This window comes from Leptospira fletcheri (assembly GCF_004769195.1).
Taxonomy (GTDB): Bacteria; Spirochaetota; Leptospiria; order Leptospirales; family Leptospiraceae; genus Leptospira_B; species Leptospira_B fletcheri.
Genome location: NZ_RQET01000010.1, coordinates 1 through 16,872, shown reverse-complemented (window position 1 = coordinate 16,872; position 16,872 = coordinate 1). Strand labels below are relative to the sequence as shown.

Annotated in this window: 13 protein-coding genes; 11 read left to right on the top strand and 2 right to left on the bottom strand. The window is 46.8% G+C overall.

What is annotated here, in order from left to right:
- Positions 1-85 precede the first annotated feature (85 nt).
- The 3 genes from EHO60_RS13810 (at position 86) to ychF (ending at position 2,847) form a co-directional block, all read left to right on the top strand.
- Positions 86-736 (top strand): hypothetical protein, encoded by a 651-nt coding sequence (locus EHO60_RS13810; RefSeq protein ID WP_135768803.1) that lies wholly within the window; start codon positions 86-88, stop codon positions 734-736.
- Positions 737-777: 41 nt separating this feature from the next.
- Entirely contained in the window at positions 778-1,686 is a 909-nt protein-coding gene (locus EHO60_RS13805; RefSeq protein ID WP_135768802.1) for a hypothetical protein, read from the top strand.
- Positions 1,687-1,749: 63 nt separating this feature from the next.
- Positions 1,750-2,847, top strand: a complete 1,098-nt coding sequence (gene ychF, locus EHO60_RS13800; protein ID WP_135768801.1) for a redox-regulated ATPase YchF — start codon at positions 1,750-1,752, stop codon at positions 2,845-2,847.
- Between the two features lie 5 nt (positions 2,848-2,852).
- Here ychF and EHO60_RS13795 read toward each other — a convergent pair whose 3' ends face one another.
- Complete coding sequence (locus EHO60_RS13795; protein WP_425460303.1) at positions 2,853-4,511, bottom strand: helix-turn-helix domain-containing protein; 1,659 nt, start codon at positions 4,509-4,511, stop codon at positions 2,853-2,855.
- Between the two features lie 552 nt (positions 4,512-5,063).
- Here EHO60_RS13795 and EHO60_RS13790 point away from each other — a divergent pair.
- The 8 genes from EHO60_RS13790 to EHO60_RS13755 all read left to right on the top strand — a co-directional run bounded on the left by EHO60_RS13790 (position 5,064) and on the right by EHO60_RS13755 (position 14,907).
- On the top strand, positions 5,064-6,047 hold the full coding sequence (locus tag EHO60_RS13790) for a sodium-dependent bicarbonate transport family permease (protein WP_135768800.1): 984 nt from the start codon (positions 5,064-5,066) through the stop codon (positions 6,045-6,047).
- Positions 6,048-6,250: 203 nt separating this feature from the next.
- Positions 6,251-8,257, top strand: a complete 2,007-nt coding sequence (locus EHO60_RS13785) for an alginate export family protein (RefSeq protein ID WP_135768799.1) — start codon at positions 6,251-6,253, stop codon at positions 8,255-8,257.
- A gap of 17 nt (positions 8,258-8,274) precedes the next feature.
- Entirely contained in the window at positions 8,275-9,999 is a 1,725-nt protein-coding gene (locus tag EHO60_RS13780; protein WP_135768798.1) for a proton-conducting transporter transmembrane domain-containing protein, read from the top strand.
- Complete coding sequence (locus tag EHO60_RS13775) at positions 9,966-10,853, top strand: NADH-quinone oxidoreductase subunit H (RefSeq protein ID WP_135768797.1); 888 nt, start codon at positions 9,966-9,968, stop codon at positions 10,851-10,853. Before EHO60_RS13780 ends, EHO60_RS13775 begins: the two co-directional genes overlap by 34 nt.
- Positions 10,854-10,857: 4 nt before the next feature.
- Positions 10,858-11,469 carry a formate hydrogenase gene (locus EHO60_RS13770; RefSeq protein ID WP_135768796.1) on the top strand — a complete coding sequence of 204 codons (612 nt, stop codon included), beginning with the start codon at positions 10,858-10,860 and terminating at the stop codon, positions 11,467-11,469.
- Entirely contained in the window at positions 11,466-12,674 is a 1,209-nt protein-coding gene (locus tag EHO60_RS13765) for a proton-conducting transporter transmembrane domain-containing protein (RefSeq protein ID WP_135768795.1), read from the top strand. The genes EHO60_RS13770 and EHO60_RS13765 overlap by 4 nt, the downstream gene beginning before the upstream one ends.
- Positions 12,671-14,092, top strand: coding sequence for a hydrogenase large subunit (locus tag EHO60_RS13760; RefSeq protein WP_135768794.1), 1,422 nt, complete (start codon positions 12,671-12,673; stop codon positions 14,090-14,092). Before EHO60_RS13765 ends, EHO60_RS13760 begins: the two co-directional genes overlap by 4 nt.
- Positions 14,089-14,907 (top strand): NADH-quinone oxidoreductase subunit B family protein, encoded by an 819-nt coding sequence (locus EHO60_RS13755; protein ID WP_135768793.1) that lies wholly within the window; start codon positions 14,089-14,091, stop codon positions 14,905-14,907. The genes EHO60_RS13760 and EHO60_RS13755 overlap by 4 nt, the downstream gene beginning before the upstream one ends.
- 78 nt (positions 14,908-14,985) lie before the next feature.
- On the opposite strand, the gene EHO60_RS13750 is transcribed toward EHO60_RS13755, so the two are convergent.
- A complete protein-coding gene (locus EHO60_RS13750) occupies positions 14,986-16,422 on the bottom strand; it encodes a hypothetical protein (RefSeq protein WP_135768792.1) in 1,437 nt (478 codons plus the stop codon).
- Between the last annotated feature and the right edge of the window lie 450 nt (positions 16,423-16,872).

Below are 16,872 nucleotides of genomic sequence, written 5' to 3'. Positions count from 1 at the left end.
AAAAGCGAAGTACGAGGAAGCAGATTTTTGATTTTCGTTTCGAAAAAGGATGATTTTTTCCGCGAATCAAAAATGCTCGGAAGATATGGTTTCTAAGATAGGGGGAAAGCGTATTTCTCCGGTACAACGAGAGGAGATACGGACGGTTTTGAACCGCATTTTGAAGAGTCCGAGTATGCACTCCAAATGGTTGAATACTCTTTCTCTCATGGAGCATATAGGTTCTCGGAAAATTCACGCCTCCCAAACCGGTCATGCAATTTCCGAAATGGTGTTGAGACACGCGTCCGAGGAAGCTAGACACGCAGCCTTCTTTAAAAAACTAGCTTTGCAAGTCCGTCCGGAAGGATCGGAGAATTACGACGAGGCCTCCTTATTGGCCGGAACCTCCGCGGTATTTTACTTCCAAAGATTGGATTCCATAGTGAATCGGGAACTTTCCTCCGATGAAATTCCGGGCGACCTCCGAAAATTTCTTTGTTATCTGTACGTTACCAAGTTGATCGAAGAAAGAGCCGGAATCGTATATGAAGAATACGAATCCTGCCTAAGAGAAAGCGGAAACGGAATCTCGCTCAAGACAATACTAAAAGAGGAAGAAAATCACCTAAGGGAAATGAATCGTCATTTGGAAGAACAGGATCCTGATTTCCATAGGAGAACGGAGAAATTCCGGGAAAAGGAAGCGGGACTCTTCGCGAAATTCTTCGTCTCGGTCCAAGAAAAAACCGCTTAACACGGACGATCGGAATACTGGTCAAGAAGGAAAAAATCGATATGTCCCAGCCGATCATTCGGATTTTTCTGTCTTTCCTTCTTCTTGGACTTTCTTCGTTCCCGATTTCCGCCCAAACCGACGTACAGGATAGAAAAGACGTTCCGATCGGAATCATCGTCTACTGCTCCTCTTCGGAAAAAATCTCCCAAAAGGATCCGATTTGGGAAAGGAATCTTTCCCTTTGGTACAAAGCCTACAAAAAAAAGAAGCAAGCGGAAGGCGGAGGAGCTTTTCTATTAGGTTCTTTTCCGATCAGCTCCGCAAATTCCGAAGAAGAACGAAATCGTCTCCGCAATGCGATCGGATTCGATATAATGTTCGACGGTGCTTCCGCAGATCTCTCCCCAAAAAAGGCGTCTAACGTTAAAAAAGCGGGAAGCAAAAAAGCAGTTCGAAGAAAGAAAAATCGCGGAGACAAAAATTCCGGTTCAAAAACAGAGAAGCCGTCGACCTCCGTATTAGGGCCCACTCAGGCGTTCGCAAGAACCGAAGCGAATTTAAACTTTCTATTCTATTCCTCCTCCTTTTCACCTTCCACGGACTCGCTCTCCGTTCGGAAGGAATTCAGATCCCAGCTCCTGAAATGGATCGGCGAAATGGAAAATCACTTTTTACTGATACAGGATTTCGATCCATCGTCAAAAGAGGATCCGAATCAGGTTGCGGAAGAACTTCGCTCCTTACGTGCCCAAGGAATCGGATCCCTGCCTTCGGTAATTTTGCTGACCCGTCCGAGACCATTGCGTTTTTACGAGGGTGAATACACGTTCGGCTGCGGAGCCAATCCGAACTCCCTCCGATTGGTCGCATTGGAATTGTTTTTCAGGAACGGAAAATTGATCCGAATCGCCGAGGAAACCTATTCGCTGAACTCGGCGGATTCCAACAAACCTTGGGTCCTCGAATAAGACGGCCGCCCGTCTATCCAACAAACGAATTTACATATTTCCGCCGCGAAGAACATTGACCTCATGAGTCTCAATTGCGGAATCGTAGGTCTTCCGAACGTAGGAAAGTCCACCATCTTTAATGCGCTGACTAAGGCGGGCGCGGAAATGCAAAATTATCCTTTTTGCACGATAGAGCCGAATAAGGGAATCGTGGAAGTTCCGGATACTCGCTTGGAAAGATTGGCCGAACTTTACAAACCGCAAAAAACGATTCCTGCAATTATGGAATTCGTGGACATCGCGGGCTTGGTCAAAGGCGCAAGCCAAGGAGAAGGATTAGGAAATAAATTTCTTTCCCATATCCGCGAAGTGGACGCGATCTGCCACGTAGTACGCGCTTTCGAAGATGAAAATATCACCCATGTTCACGGTAAAATCAACCCCGTAGAGGATGCGCAGGTCGTTACCTTGGAATTGATTTTCGCGGATTTAGAATCGGCAGAAAAACAGCACCAAAAGATCGCACGAAACGCAAAAGCCGGAAACAAGGAAGCTCAGGAAACGGTCGCGGTTCTGGAAAAAATCCTGAACGTTCTTAAAGAGGGCAAACCCGCCAGGTTGACCGAGATCAAACCGGAAGAGAAGAAAATCGTCAAAACCTTCAATTTAATCACTTCCAAGCCGGTCATGTACGTAGCGAATATCAGTGATAAGGCGGCGACTCAAAATGATAACCCTTTGGTCGAAGCGGTAAAAAGAATGGCGCAAGAAGAAGGAGCGGAGGTCGTCACTCTCTGCGGAAAATTCGAAGAAGAAATTTCCGGCCTTTCCAGAGAAGAACAGTCGGAATTCCTGACCGAAATCGGAGAAACCCAAAGCGGTCTAGACAGAATGATCCATGCGGCCTATAAGCTGCTCGGCCTTTTGACTTTTTTCACGGCGGGAGAGCAGGAAGTGAGAGCCTGGACCACCGATTTAGGAAGCACGGCGCCTGTCGCTGCTTCGGTCATTCATACCGATTTTGAAAAAGGATTTATCCGCGCAGAAGTGATGAAGTTCGAAGATCTGGATAGAACCGCAAGTCCCGCCAAAGTAAAAGAAGAAGGGAAACTCCGTCTGGAGGGAAAAGAATATTTGGTCCAAGACGGGGACGTAATCTATTTTCGAGTCAACGCTTGAGAACCTTAGGTTGTCTTTGACGTCAGTTTTTCGCCCAGGACCTCTTTTCTAAATGAATTCGGATTCGTGCCGGTCAATTTTTTGAATTCCAAATAAAAGGCGGATCTGGAGCTGAATCCGGAACGGGAACCGATCTCGGTAGTGCTTTCTCCCGGAAGTTCCATGAGTAGATTTTTTGCCTCCTCGACCCTGTATTGGTTGATCAAAGACGGAAAACTGGTTTTGAATTCCGTGTTAATGAGTTCGGACAATTGGTGGATCGTGATTCCCAATTCCCGGGCGAAATGCTCCTCCTTCAAGGATTTCGTGAGAAAAATCTTTTCCGATTCCAATAATTGGCGAATCCGCTGGACGAAATGATTCACGTCCAGAGAGGTCAGGTGAGACTTCCGGGAGGCTCCTTCCGCTTCCTCCCTTCTTCGAATAATCTCCCTTGATAATAGGGAGGAAAAAGCGGTCAGGAAAGGGATAAAATACAGCACACCGTAAACTGCGATCCGATTGAAAGGATAAAAATCGAAATGGAAGATCGTTTTATACAGATCAAGCATGAGGAAAATTCCCCAAACGGATAGGAATAGGAGATCGTAAGCACTCCTAGGTCGGACTAAGGAGAAATGTGTCTTAACGAAATATAGGATCATCAAGCCGTAATTCGCCACAAGGATCAGAATCCGATGGTCGTACCAAAACTCGTAAAGCGGGATCAGCGGATATAAAACTCCGGCAAAGCATACGATCCAAAAAAGAGGAGACCGATACACGGTCCCACCGTCCTCCCTGTCCCATGTGGAAAGATACAAGAAGAATGCGATATGAGTGATTCCCAAAAATAGAAAATAACTATGTCGGAATAAATTGTTCGCATTGCCTGCAATCGAAGCAAATTCCTTTCCATGAAGAAAATACAGGGTGACTACTACAGAAAAAAGATACAAGGGGAGGGATAAAAAGACGCTCTTTTTGGTTTTTATATAATAGAAACAGTTATAACTTAAGGATAAGAACAGCACGAATCCCATAGTTACGAAGATAACGGAGCGCAATCTTACCCCCATCATATAATCCGCCTCCGTCCGAAGGCGGATCGGATAGTTGATGTCCTCGTTAGAGCGGACATACAGATAAAAAGTCCTCTCTTCTCTAGGTTCGAGACGGATATTAAAATGAGGAAGAGGGGAAATCAAATCGTCCCATAGAGGATCCACATCGTAACCCGCAAAACCGGCTTCGAATTTTCCTTCCAGATCGATGGAACAAAGTTCCGCGTCCGGAACGTTCAACCATCCTAACACTAAAGTCCGATGAATGGCCGATTCCCCCGAATTTGCCAAACGGAAACGAAGCCAATTCCCGTTGGGATTCCGCTTTACTCTAACTACTTCTCCCGAGTTATGGTGCCATTCCATCCGGCTCAATGCCTCGATGGTTTCCGACTTGCAGTTCAAAAATTGGGAGCCGCGATAACGATACTCGATTTTAGAACTGATGTTTTGAGGAGGAGAAAGCTCCTGCGTTAGCCGAATTACGTCGGCAACTTGGTTTGAAACGACGGGATTCGACAGAATAGGAGTCGTTAGGCAAAATAGAAAAGGGAGAATAAGAGAAAAAGTTTTTGCTATGGCTCTTTCGATTCGCGGCCTTTTCTCTTCGGTTGCATTCACTTTTCAGGATCTTCCTTCTCTATTTCTTTGTACCAGACTCTCTTGGCAGGTCCAGAGGAACAGTAAAAAGTATAAAGAAAAATGAGAACATCGTCATTCTATTTTTTGAATCTAGATTCAGAGTTTCGATGATAATAGTTCGGAATTATGATTCCGAAATAGAGTTTTCAAAACTTCCATAATTATAAACTTGGATTCGATGCAACACGGTTTAATCAACCAAGTTTAGAAATTAAGACGTTTCTCATCTCGAAAATTCCCGTTTCCTTCTCTCCCTTCTTTTCGATGGCTTTTTTCTAAAAAGCCGGATTCCTTAGGTCATTCTGGCATACGACCTATCAGTTTCTGAAAAAACTGCTTATTCCTTAGACAATCATCTCGAATCGCTGAAAATACTCTCATTTTTTGCGATTTGAAATATTTTTTGGTGTCCAAATTTATAAGTTTGGAAGGCTATGTAATACTTATATTCCTTCTCGGATCCGTGAGAGCTTGGTTTTTCCTTCCAAAGAGGGGACTTCGGCTCCAGGACCGAGAATCCAAGGAGATTTTATGGATATTCATGCCGTTGTGGAGAACATCCTAAACCCCCCAGTATTGTTTTTCTTCCTGGGGATGGGAGCGGTACTTTTTAAATCTGATCTCGTGATTCCGGATCAGATCGGAAAGTTCTTCTCGATGTTTTTGCTGTTCTCCATCGGGTTCAAAGGTGGACACGAACTCTTCAAAACTCCGTTTACCCAAGAGCACTTTTTTGTTCTCCTGGGTTGCGCGGTTATGGCGACGATCGTTCCCATCTACGCCTACTACATTCTGAAGATAAAACTGGATCGTCCGAATGCGGCCGCTCTGGCAGGATCTTTCGGTTCCATCAGTGCCGTTACGTTCGTAACCGCCGGCGCTTTTCTACATAACGTAGGACAGGAATTCGGAGGATTTATCGTAGCCGGTATGGCTTTGATGGAATCCCCCGCGATCGTCGTAGCCGTTTTACTGGATAGAATAGGACGCAACAAAGCGGAAGGCGGCGGAAAAAACGGCTTTTCCTGGAAACATCTTCTTCATGAAGCTTTCTTCGGTTATTCCATTTACCTCTTGTTAGGTGCTCTTTTCGTGGGATACTTCACCGGGGAATCCGGATGGAAAAAGGAATCTCCTTTTTCTGAAAACCTGTTCCAAGGGATCTTAACCTTGTTCCTTTTGGACATGGGGATCTCCGCGGCAAAACGCTTCAAGGAATTGGCTCACGTAGGCTCCTTCCTGATCATCGCGACTTTGATCATCATGGTAATCAACGTAAGCTTAGGCCTAATCCTGGTAAAAGTGATCGGAATGCCTCTCGGAGACGCCTTCATGTTTACCGTGCTTTGTGCTTCCGCTTCTTATATCGCGGTGCCTGCAGCAATGAAGGGCTCCATTCCGGAAGCAAATCCGAGTATTTACCTAACGGTGGCTCTCTCGATCGTATTCCCGATCAACATTGTCGCCGGTATTCCGTTATACTATTACTTAGTAAAAACGATCCTCGGCGCGTAACCGGACAAAGTGTGTTTCTTTAAATACAAAAACAAAAGTTTAAAGAAAGGTAAATAAAAACCAAGCGACACCCGGTTCTCGGAAACGGGAACCGGACTTCTCGTGACAAGCGAAATAGATGAACGCGAGTTTCGCCATCGTGCATGGCGTATGAATCAAAAATCCGGATGATCCGGTAACAAAACGAAACTCGGAGGAAGAAAATGAATATTCCCAATCTTGAAAAGGACCGGACGGTTCGATCGTCTGTATCGGTTCTGATCCACGTCTCCGCTCTTGTTCTGTTCGGTTTGCCGACAATTGCAATATTTGGACAGGATAAGCCGACAGAAGTTGCGCAACCACAAATACAAGTGCAACCTCAGCCGACTGCGACGACACCGACGACCGCAGCACCTGCTGCTGCCGGCGCCAATGCGGAAGACGAGAACTACGTATCTCCCTTGAAAACAAAGGGACTCACTAGCGAATTCAATCGAGCCGTCTTGATCGATCCCGAAATCAGTAAAAAATTCTCAACAAATAAGAAAGGATGGCTGAACGATTGGATACGGGTCGGCGCATATGTTCGACCCAGATACGAGGACAGGGAAAACCTAGGCTTCGATCGCGCAAATAAGGGCAATGTTTCCCGGATTATGCAGACCACTCAGCTGTTTTTCATCTTGGATCCTAGTCCTTACTTTACCATGAAAGTAAACATTCAGGACGCCAGAGTTTGGGGGGGAGAAACCCCGGCATCCGTCGGGGACGTCCGTGCAAATACCTTTGCTTCCACCGGAAACTTCGTGGTTCCGGGACAAGCTTCGATCAATCCAGCGGGGGCCACTTCGATCAGAGAGGCCTGGTTCATGATTAAAAAACTACCTCTGGATGCGAAAGTCCAGATCGGTCGCCAAATCCCCGTTTACGGAGACCAAAGGTTGATCGGAGGCGCCAACTGGACGATCAACGGTCTTTCCTTCGACGGTGCGAGAATCATGTTCGACCGCGATTCGTTTAACATCCATTTCTTCGGATACAAGTTGGTTTCCAACGCTAGCGGTCCGAATAATGTGCTTTCCGCTAGTTCGCCGATTACGTACACTGATCCCACGACCGGAAAAACGGTTACTACTACCGGAAATCCGGACCAATATTTGGCAGGAACTTACAATACGGTGAAAGCGAAAGATTGGTTTTTAGTGGACCTGTATTCCTTCGGAGTCTTGACTCACAAAACTCCGATTTCTCCCGCAGGAACGCTAACCACTCCCTCCGCCGCCGGAGCCGATTTGACGCCGAATGCTTGGAATAAGCAGCAGAACAACCTGATCACTTCGGGTTTCCGTATTTCCAACCGGACCGTAAGTAATTACCAATCCATTCCCGTTTGGGGTGGATGGGATTGGACCGTTGAAGCTGCTTGGCAGTCGGGAGCCACGGGAGCAAGAGTGGACAATCTTGTCGCAGGACAGGACGTGACATTGCCTCTTACCGTCAACGGCGTCACTTATAACGGAAGCGTAGCCGGTACCAAAAATCAGAAATATGCCGGAGAGTTTTTCGTTTTACAGACCGGGTATACGTTCTTCGAAAGATTGCGTCTCGGGGTCCAGTACCAGTACGCTTCCGGAGACCATAACCGTACAGATGCGACCAATTCCACGTTCCAAACGATCGCAAACCCTCGTTTCGGTATTATCCCGTATTTCAACAACGTCGCCGGCTTGTCCGAAAACATCGGCGTTAAGAACCTGATCAGCAAATCCGTTCATATGTCCTACAAATCGGAGCACTATGGAACCTTTTTCGTATCGTACTACTCTAACGATAAGGCACAGGTGCAGGACGCTTGGTATGCGATCAACGGTACGGCGAATACCGGAGCTTCTACAGAAGCAAACAACGGCGTAACGAATTCTTCCGGCCAAACGGTTTATACCTTAGGCAAATTAGGAAAGAATATCTATAACGAATTCGACCTTGCCTGGAATTACGTGATCAGCGAATATACGTCCGTTTGGCTCGGAGCAGGATTCTTGTCGGCAGGAAGCGCGGTTAAAAACCAAAAGAACGCTTTGTATACCTACACGGTTGGAAATGATGGCTCTGTGACCCTAACGCCCACTGCGGTCCTGAACCATATGACCACGCCTACGGTCTACGGTCCTGCGGGAGCGGCCTCCCAGGCAAAAATGTTCTACGTGCAGTTCAACGCGTTATTCTAAAATCGAACGGGAGTATTATGACGATACTTGCTTACCTTGCAGTCGCGGCTTCCTTACTAATACCCTTCCTAATCGGAAGGGTATTAGGAGTGGACTTCCTCGGAGCGGATAGCTCGATTTTTATCGGTTTATCCCTCCAGGCATTCCTGGGAGCGTTCATTTCCCTTTACGTTGCAGGATATGAAAAAGAGAGAAAACCCCTGGTATTACTGGGATATTCTCTCTTTTTTTTGAGCACAGGATTGTGCTATCTTGTAGGAAAAAGCCTTTGGCTCATCCTGTTTTGGGAACTTTCCACGATTACCGCCTTCCTCCTGTATCTGGGAGGGAAATGGACGGACTCTTCGGTTCGCAGTTTCGTCGCTCTGGTTTCGGCAGGCGGGGTGGGTGCTTTTTGCTTCACCTTTTGGATCTTCGCCTCCGACCCTGCCGTCGGTTTGTTTTTCCTGATCATCGGCCTTTTGATTAAGTCCGCCTTTTTCGGGGTCCATTTTTGGTTACCGGAAGCGCATGCGGGAGCTCCCGCTCATGCGTCTGCGGCTTATTCCGGCCTATTGGTCAATCTTCCTTTAGTGCTTTTCTCGAAATTCGCGTTGCCTCTTTTATCCGGGACATTCTACGCCACCGTTCTGATTCCGATCGCCGCGATCGGAGTTCTCTGGGCCGGGATGACGGCTCTTTTCAGCAAGGAGATCAAAAAATCCATCGCATACAGCACGGTGGAAAACATGAACCTTCTCTGGTTGAGCCTTTTGCTTTCCGGTTATTGGCAGTCCAGCGAAGTGGAAGGGCTCAGGCTTCTCAGTAAAGCCTTTACGGTTCTATTTTTGATTTCTCTCGTCCATCATAGTATCAGTAAAACGTTTCAATTCCTTTATTTCGGTTATCTCTCCAAACTATCCGGATCTTCGGCAGTGGACGAGAGCACCGGGGTGGGAAGAAGTAGCGCAATCCCCACATTTTTGGCGAGCCTGGGAACTCTCAGTTTCCTCGCGATTCCAGGAACCACCGGATTTCTTTCCGAGGCGACATTCATCAAATTGCTTTCGGCGGTAGTCGCCATACCCGGGACGAGTCCTTTGTTGGTCCTGCCTTTATTGATTCTGGTCTGCACAGGATTGGCGTTAGGCGCAGCATCCCATTTAAGATTATTTTTGGGTCTCACACTTTCCAGACCCCGAAAAAACTTCGAAGACCACGGAAGAAATCTTCCCGTTTCCATCTCTCTCGGTTTTATAGGCGCCTTTATTTTCCTGGCTCCTGCGATCTTTTTCGCGTTCGTAAATCATTATGCGACCCTGAAAGTCGACTGGCTAGAGGCGGATTGGTTCCTCGGACTCGGAATCTTGAATCTTGTCGGATTTGTACTGCTTTTATCGGTCGGAGTTTTGGGACTTCGGCATAGAATCAAGCAGAGAAAACTTTGGGATTGCGGCGGTCAATTCGGAGGAGCCGAAGTCGCCATCGGCCCTTCCGCGATCTCGGATCCTTTGCTATCCCCCTTAGGAAGATATTTCGTGGATAAGAACGGAATATCCCTATTCGACCAGAGTTTCGCACGCATTCTGATCAAATCGATCAGCGCAGCAAAGGCGAAAATTGTCGGAGCTGACGACGAATCCATTTCGATCAATCTGACTTATTCATCGTTAACCGTATTGGCCATTCTGACCGTTATCATCGCGATCCGATTGGCCGAAGGAGATATATGGAAGCAAATTCTTTCCCAGTGGATGCACTGATCCGCGTCATTTCCTTCATTACTCTTCCGTTTTTATGCGGAGGGATCATCCAAAAAATCCGCTCCTACGGACAGGGTAGAAGGGGAGCGCCCGTCCTACAGATCTTTTACGATACGATTCGAATGATTCGGAAATATCCGATCGACGGACCTTTTTCCGGATTCTTTACGGAAAGTTCGGCGATCTTCGTATTCACGTTCGGAGTGGCCTTGTGGTCCTTGGTTTCGTTCGAATGGGCTTCTCTCCTTTTGGTCCCGTTTTTGATCGGGATGATTCGGTTCGCGACCGTCGCCTACGCGGTGGAAAACGGAACCTCTTTCGGAGGAATGGGGGCCGCCAGGGAAACTCTTTTGTACGTTTTGGCGGAACCGATTCTGATTTTGGTTCTTGTAGTCTTCGAATCGAATCTGGTATTCCAAGCGAGCATTCCGAATCTGGCATTCGGCTTTCTGTTTTTGATGGGAGCCTTATTAATCGTTCTCTCCGATCTCGCAAAACCCCCGTTCGACGATCCGAGAACCCACTTGGAACTGACCATGGTTCACGAAGCGATGCTTTTAGAGGCTTCGGGAAGAACCAGGGCCTTTTTCGAGCTCGCTCACCAGTTGAAAACGGCTTCCTTGGTTCTGCTAATCACCAAATTGGGTTTGGAACACGTTGAGATCTTCCTGAATCTGATCACGAATCCGGTCGTAAGAGAGCTTTCCGTAACCGGGGGAGCCCTTTTCCTGTCCGCATTGATCGGTTATTGGGAAGCGAACAGCACGAGAAGAAAGTGGGTTTGGATCCCCGAATTGCTCGGGTTGAACTTTATCTTCATGCTGATCTTGGGCATTTTACTCAAGCTAGGATAAAATAATGGCAACAGATTTCAGCTACCTTATCATTCTCTTAACGGGAGTAGTCGCTCTTTTAGAAAACCGTCTGAAACGGTTAGTCATATTGATCGGTATCCAGGGATTCCTTTTATTGATCCCATTGTACCAGGAAGAAAAAGGAGATACGTTTCATTCCGTTTTCCTGGCGTTGATGGTGATCATCTTTAAAGGACTACTCACCCCCGCCATTCTGTATTGGACTGCGAGAAGAACGAATTCCGCGGAATCCACTTATCCGAAAGTAGGATACTTTCCGACGCTGATCCTTCTCTTTATCGGCGCGGTCGTCAGTTATACGTTTATAGGGGTGATCCACTCCTTCTTCGGAAACGACCATCCGTACGGATTTCACTTCGTGCTTCTACTCATCTATGTCGGGCTCGTAGGTTTCGTGGTTCGGAGAAATTGGTTCGGAATCGTCGCCTGCTTCAGTATCTTCGAAAACGGGATCTTCCTTCTTACGTTGCTCCTTAAATCGGGAGTTCCTCTGGGAAGCGAATTCGGTTCCTTCATCGACGCAGTCCTAATCATCGGCGCCGGCGCCGCTCTCCGGATCAATAGTGAAAAAGGAAAGGAGGAAACTTCGGCATGAGTTTGGAAATTCTATACGGAATCGGGTTCGCCGTTTTTGTACTGGTCTTTTTGACCTACGTTCTCGCTCCTACCCGGAATCAAACGAACTTACCTTTTTGGTCGGTGCTCCTCGTTCTCTGCGCCGGATTGAACTTCGTCGCCTGGAACGAAAAAGATGCGACCCTACAGTGGGTCCTGATCGAAGGTACCACTTTCGTTGGTTCTCTTCTGATTTCCTCCAGTAGGACGCCTAAGTCCTATCCGATCGCTTGGAAATTCCTTTTGATCAACTCTTTCGGCCTCGGTATCGCGTTTTTAGGGATCATTCTAATTCTCGCAGCCTTCCACGTAATCAACCAACCTGTGGAAGTGCTCGTGGCAAACATCTCGGAACATCCAGAGATCATCTGGGTGGAAGTCGGACTCTGGCTGGCCATTTTCGGTTACTCCGCAAAGTTAGGTCTGTTTCCGAACCACGTTTGGATCGAGGATACGTATGGGGAAAGCCCGACTCAGGTTTCCTCTTTGCTTTCCGCCTTTATCCCAGTTTCGGTTTGCTTCGCATTGAGACCTTTCGTTCACCTAGACCATCAGCTTTTCCCGCATACGTTCAGCGGAGCGGACGGCTTATTAGTGCTCGGAATTATCACGATACTGATCAGCATCTTCGCAGTGTACGACAGGGATGATATCCGCAGGATATCGGCAAAAGTGGCTCTCTTTCACACCGGCGCTTTGGCAGTGATTCTTTGGATGGACTTGAGCGACAACATATTCTATTTCGTAATGGCTTCCAATCTGGTCGTGAAGTCCCTTCTGTTCATCAGCATGGGAATCGTCCGTATGGACGCGGGCAAGAGGGAGTTGGGTAAGATTCTCCAGTCCGATGCGATCAATAAGCCCGCTTTGTCCCTGTTTATCCTCTCGCTGTTTCTCGCTTTCGTCATGCCGGGATCGCCCGTGTTCGTAAACGATATCGTGCTCATCAAAGCGGGTCAGATCGGAGGCAAAGGACTAGTGATTTTGGTTCCGATCCTCGGATTGGTATTTTTCGGAGTGATGCTGTATAAAATCGCTCCTTTATTGAATTTGAAAGGTCGGACTTTCCAAAAAGAAAATTCGACGATCTTACGAATCCGAATGACCAATGGATTCTTCCTCCTTCTCCTTCTGCTCGGAACCGGGTGTTGGGGCTTCTTCTTATTAGTCCAGGGGGTTTTATGAAAACTGTTACCGGAATTTTTCACAATAAAGAGACCAAGCATACTCATCGTTATTGGCTTACGAACGATGGAATCGAGCAGGAAACTCTATCCAAAGCCAGCGAAAAATCTCTGATTGAAGATCATACGAATCCGATCTGGATCCTTCGACATAGCCTCGGTACCGACCAAGGACCCGAAGATTATTCTTCCATCGACTTCGAAAAATACCTTTCCCAGGATAGAAAACATTTGCTGGAAAGGTTCGTAACTAAGTCGGGAATCAAGGATCTAGTATACAGAGGAATTAATGTGCCGGTGCCGAATTCCTTTTACAGCCACGCAGTCGGTCCGATCCACGCCGGAGTGATAGAACCCGGGCATTTCCGATTCATCGTAAAAGGGGAAGAAATCCAAAATCTAGATATTCGTTTGGGATTCCAAAAAAGAGGCCTAACCGAATTGATGAAAGGCTTGGACAAGGATTCCATCGCGCCGTACGGAGAAGCAATTTCGGGAGACTCGACGATCGCTTACGGTATCGCATTCAGCAAAGCGTTCGAAGGCGCTCATGCGATCTCGGTTCCGCAAGAGATCGATTTTGCCCGTGCCGTTCTCTTAGAAATCGAAAGAATCGCGATCCATATAGGAGATATGGGAGCCATCGCAGGCGATGTAGGATACTATCCTTTACAAGGGGTTTGCTCTATGCAAAGAGGGATTCCGTTAGGTGTTATGGAAGCATTGACCGGAAACCGCTTCGGAAGAGGCGCCTTATCTCCGGGAAAAGTTCGGTTGAAAAAACAGATCAGTGCAGAGTTTCTATCCGATTTGGCGGGAAGAATCGCGAGTGTGACCAAGGATGTGGCTTCTCATTTCGAAAGATCCGCGGAAAAATCCACGAACCGGGAAAGACTACAAGTCTGCGGGACCGTACTGCAAAAGCAGGTCAAAAATTTAGGCTTTGTAGGTATGGTGGAAAAATGTACCGGTTTGTCCCGCGATTTAAGAAAGCATGATCCTTCCTATAAAATGACCCCTGAACCTCTCCACGTCGATATACATCATTCCGGACAAATGAGAGGAGATGCCTGGTCCAGGTTTTATCTCAGATACCAAGAACTGAAAAACAGCGGTGAATGGTTGGCTTCCGCTATTCCTATGTTGATCGAATTTCCGAAAGCCGCCGCGGCTTTTGCGAAAGCGAAAGCTTCTAAGCCGAAACCCGGAGTGTATTTCGGGTCGGCGGAAGGATGGAGAGGGCCTGTTTTGATCGCCGTGCAACTGGACTCCGCAGGCTCTGTCCAAGAAGCATATGTCAGAGATCCCTCCGTAATGAACTGGCACGCTCTTGAACTGGCAGTCCGCGGAGAGAACATCGGAGATTTCCCTTTGAATAATAAATCTTTCAATCTCAGCTACGTAGGTGTGGATCTATGAAATTCTTTTACGAAGTACTCAATATTTTCAGACCGGCTAAGAATATGGACTTTAAAAAGGTCCAGCCCACGAATCCTAACGCGAGAGGAATTCCTGTCCCGAATTTCAAAAAAGGGACGTCCTGTCTGGAATGCAAGGCTTGCGAAAAAGTCTGTCCGACTAAAGGTGTGGAAATCGTTTCCGCTAAGGAGATCGTATTCGATTACGGAGCCTGCCTTCAGTGCGGTCTCTGTGCGGAAGCGTGCGGAGAGGATAAAATCGAAAACTCCGGTTTTATCCATGTTTATTCCGTAGATAGAAAAGCTCTTGTGGTCTCCTATGTGGACGGGACTCCGACGGAATATTCCGAAAACGTTACGGAAAACGTAAACGCCTTCCGCAAAATCACTCGGAACACCGGATTCCAATACCGGGAAGTCGCTGCTAGCGGAAATAATTCTACCGAAGCGGAAATCAATGCGAGCTTTAACGCCGTGTTCGATAGCGAGGCCAGTATGGTACGGGTCGTAGCTTCTCCTAAGCATGCGGATGCTTTGGTCTATGCGGGTCCTGTCGGTCCGAATATGGAAGTTCCCCTACAAATCGCTTGGGATACGATGCCAGAAACGAAAGCTCTCATTGCCTGCGGGACGGAAGCCGTTTCCGGAGGACTTTTCGAACTGGGAAAATTACCCAAGGAACCGGATCTATTTATCGGGGGAGATCCACCCAGACCGGACGTGATGATCAGCGCCTTTCGATATCTGATGGGCAAGAGAAAATATTCTTTTCGAGAAGAACTTTCCAAATTCGTAGAAGGAAGAAAGAAACGCTGAGCAGAACGAATTCATAAAACTTTCGTTCTTAAAATTTCGCCGTTCAACAAGCTTTCCGCTTCAACCCGGAAAGCTTTTTTATGTACCCTCCGAGGTTTTAGCGGAGACATCGATCTTTCCCGCCGAGTATAACGCCTCCCGAGTTCTCAGGCCGATGGAGGAAAAGCGATCCTCGCTATTTAATCCTTCGATGATACTTACCGGATAAGAGATTCGATGGTCCGATTCGTTCGTACGGACGGGATAGAACCTCTTTTGATCTCGATAAGAATAAGTGGTGAGAATGACGATTTCTTCGTTCGTGAATACTTCATGCACGTTACGAAGCATCGTATTCATTCTAGACGCGATGTTTTCGTTGAAATCCTCCCAAATCCTGAGTTGCCCGGAATTCTCCACATTCAGATGCACGATTACGGGATAGGGTTTCGGATCTTTCTTCCTGTTTTTTTCCAAAACGTTTTTGGCTACTACGATCGCGTTCGTATCCTCTCCTCGACCGGTTTTGACCAATACGGCTTTGTTCCGTTGTAAAAGTTCGAATCCTTCTCCGTAACAAATGATTTCCTCGGCGTGGTCGAGGTATTTCCATCTGTCCGCTTCCTCTAATGCGGATATCTTATTCTTTTGGTAACAAGAATAGGACAAATTCCAGAGAGTCTGGTAGAGCAGGGGAGCGAGCAAGGTACGGGGAAGATCCTTTACTTTAGAAAATTTATGAAGGAGCGCATTTAATATTTCCGGCTGGATCAATTTTTGCGAATGATACTCTTCGGAAGAAACGATGGCGGATATCTCCCGAATCAGGAAAGACTTCATGGAAAGGGAAGTGGAATATTCATCGAAGAAAGACGCTACATTCCCGGAAAAAAGTTCCGCCGGAGTTCGAAAGTTCACATTGCGGGAGATCGCAGGATCTTTTACGGGATATTTTAGAAAAAAAGAATGAAATACTTCCGAAGGTATCTTCAATCCGAATTCCGAAACGAGCTCCCGGGTATCTATCTTATTCCCGTCTTCGAAAATAAGAGACTCGGACATCAGATCCGTATTCGTTTTTCCTTCGATTACGTAGAGTTTATCTTTGGAAAATACTTTTCTCACAGCCTTTGTCTGTTCACTAATCGCCTTTAGCGCAGCATCCTCGTCTCCGTGATGTGCCGCACAGCCCAATCCCTGAATGTCCGAATGGTGCATGTAGGCGATGAAAAGAGCCGGCATTCCCGGAGTGTTGCATACGGCGTCGTTGACCACTCTATCGATCCGATTCCAGAACCAGAAATTGTTCATATTCGTGGACACTATGTTTCCATCCGTTCTACCGAAACGGATCGTCGTGACAGGGTATCCTTTTAGTTTGCTACCGTGAACTCGACCGTCTATGCATTTGGTTACCAAGACTTTCGGCGCTCTCAGACTGAATTCCCGGATCACATGCCTCATCCTACGGATTGTCTCGGATTGAAGCACGTTTTCCGCAAGGTATCCTTCTATGTATTGGTGCGCTGGATTCAAGTCTGCCCTCCGAAAAAATCGAACGATTCCAAGAAAATAAAGGTATAGATACAATACTCGTTTGTCACTAGATTTACACAGAAATTACGGAGCATTCTCTTCTAGGAGAATAGACGTTTTTCGCTTCGTCTTTTTTTCGCATTCGGTATCCTCAGAAAATCGCAAAAGTATATTCAATTTTTATAAAACTTCTATCGCAAAACCAAGGAGTCCGGTTGCGAATATCCTGTAGAGAGAAACATAAAGACAAGATTCTTTTCTTCCCGTGAGTCTTTCAAATCAGAAGGCCTTTCTTTCTAAATCAAATGAGACATAATAAATCAACAAAAGCCGGAAATCCTGCCGTTTCACACTAGAGGGGGTAATCTCCATAGGGGAAGAAAATTGGGATAAAATGTATAAAAATAGTTTGACGTGAGTGGAGACGTAATTAATGTGGATTTCACACCG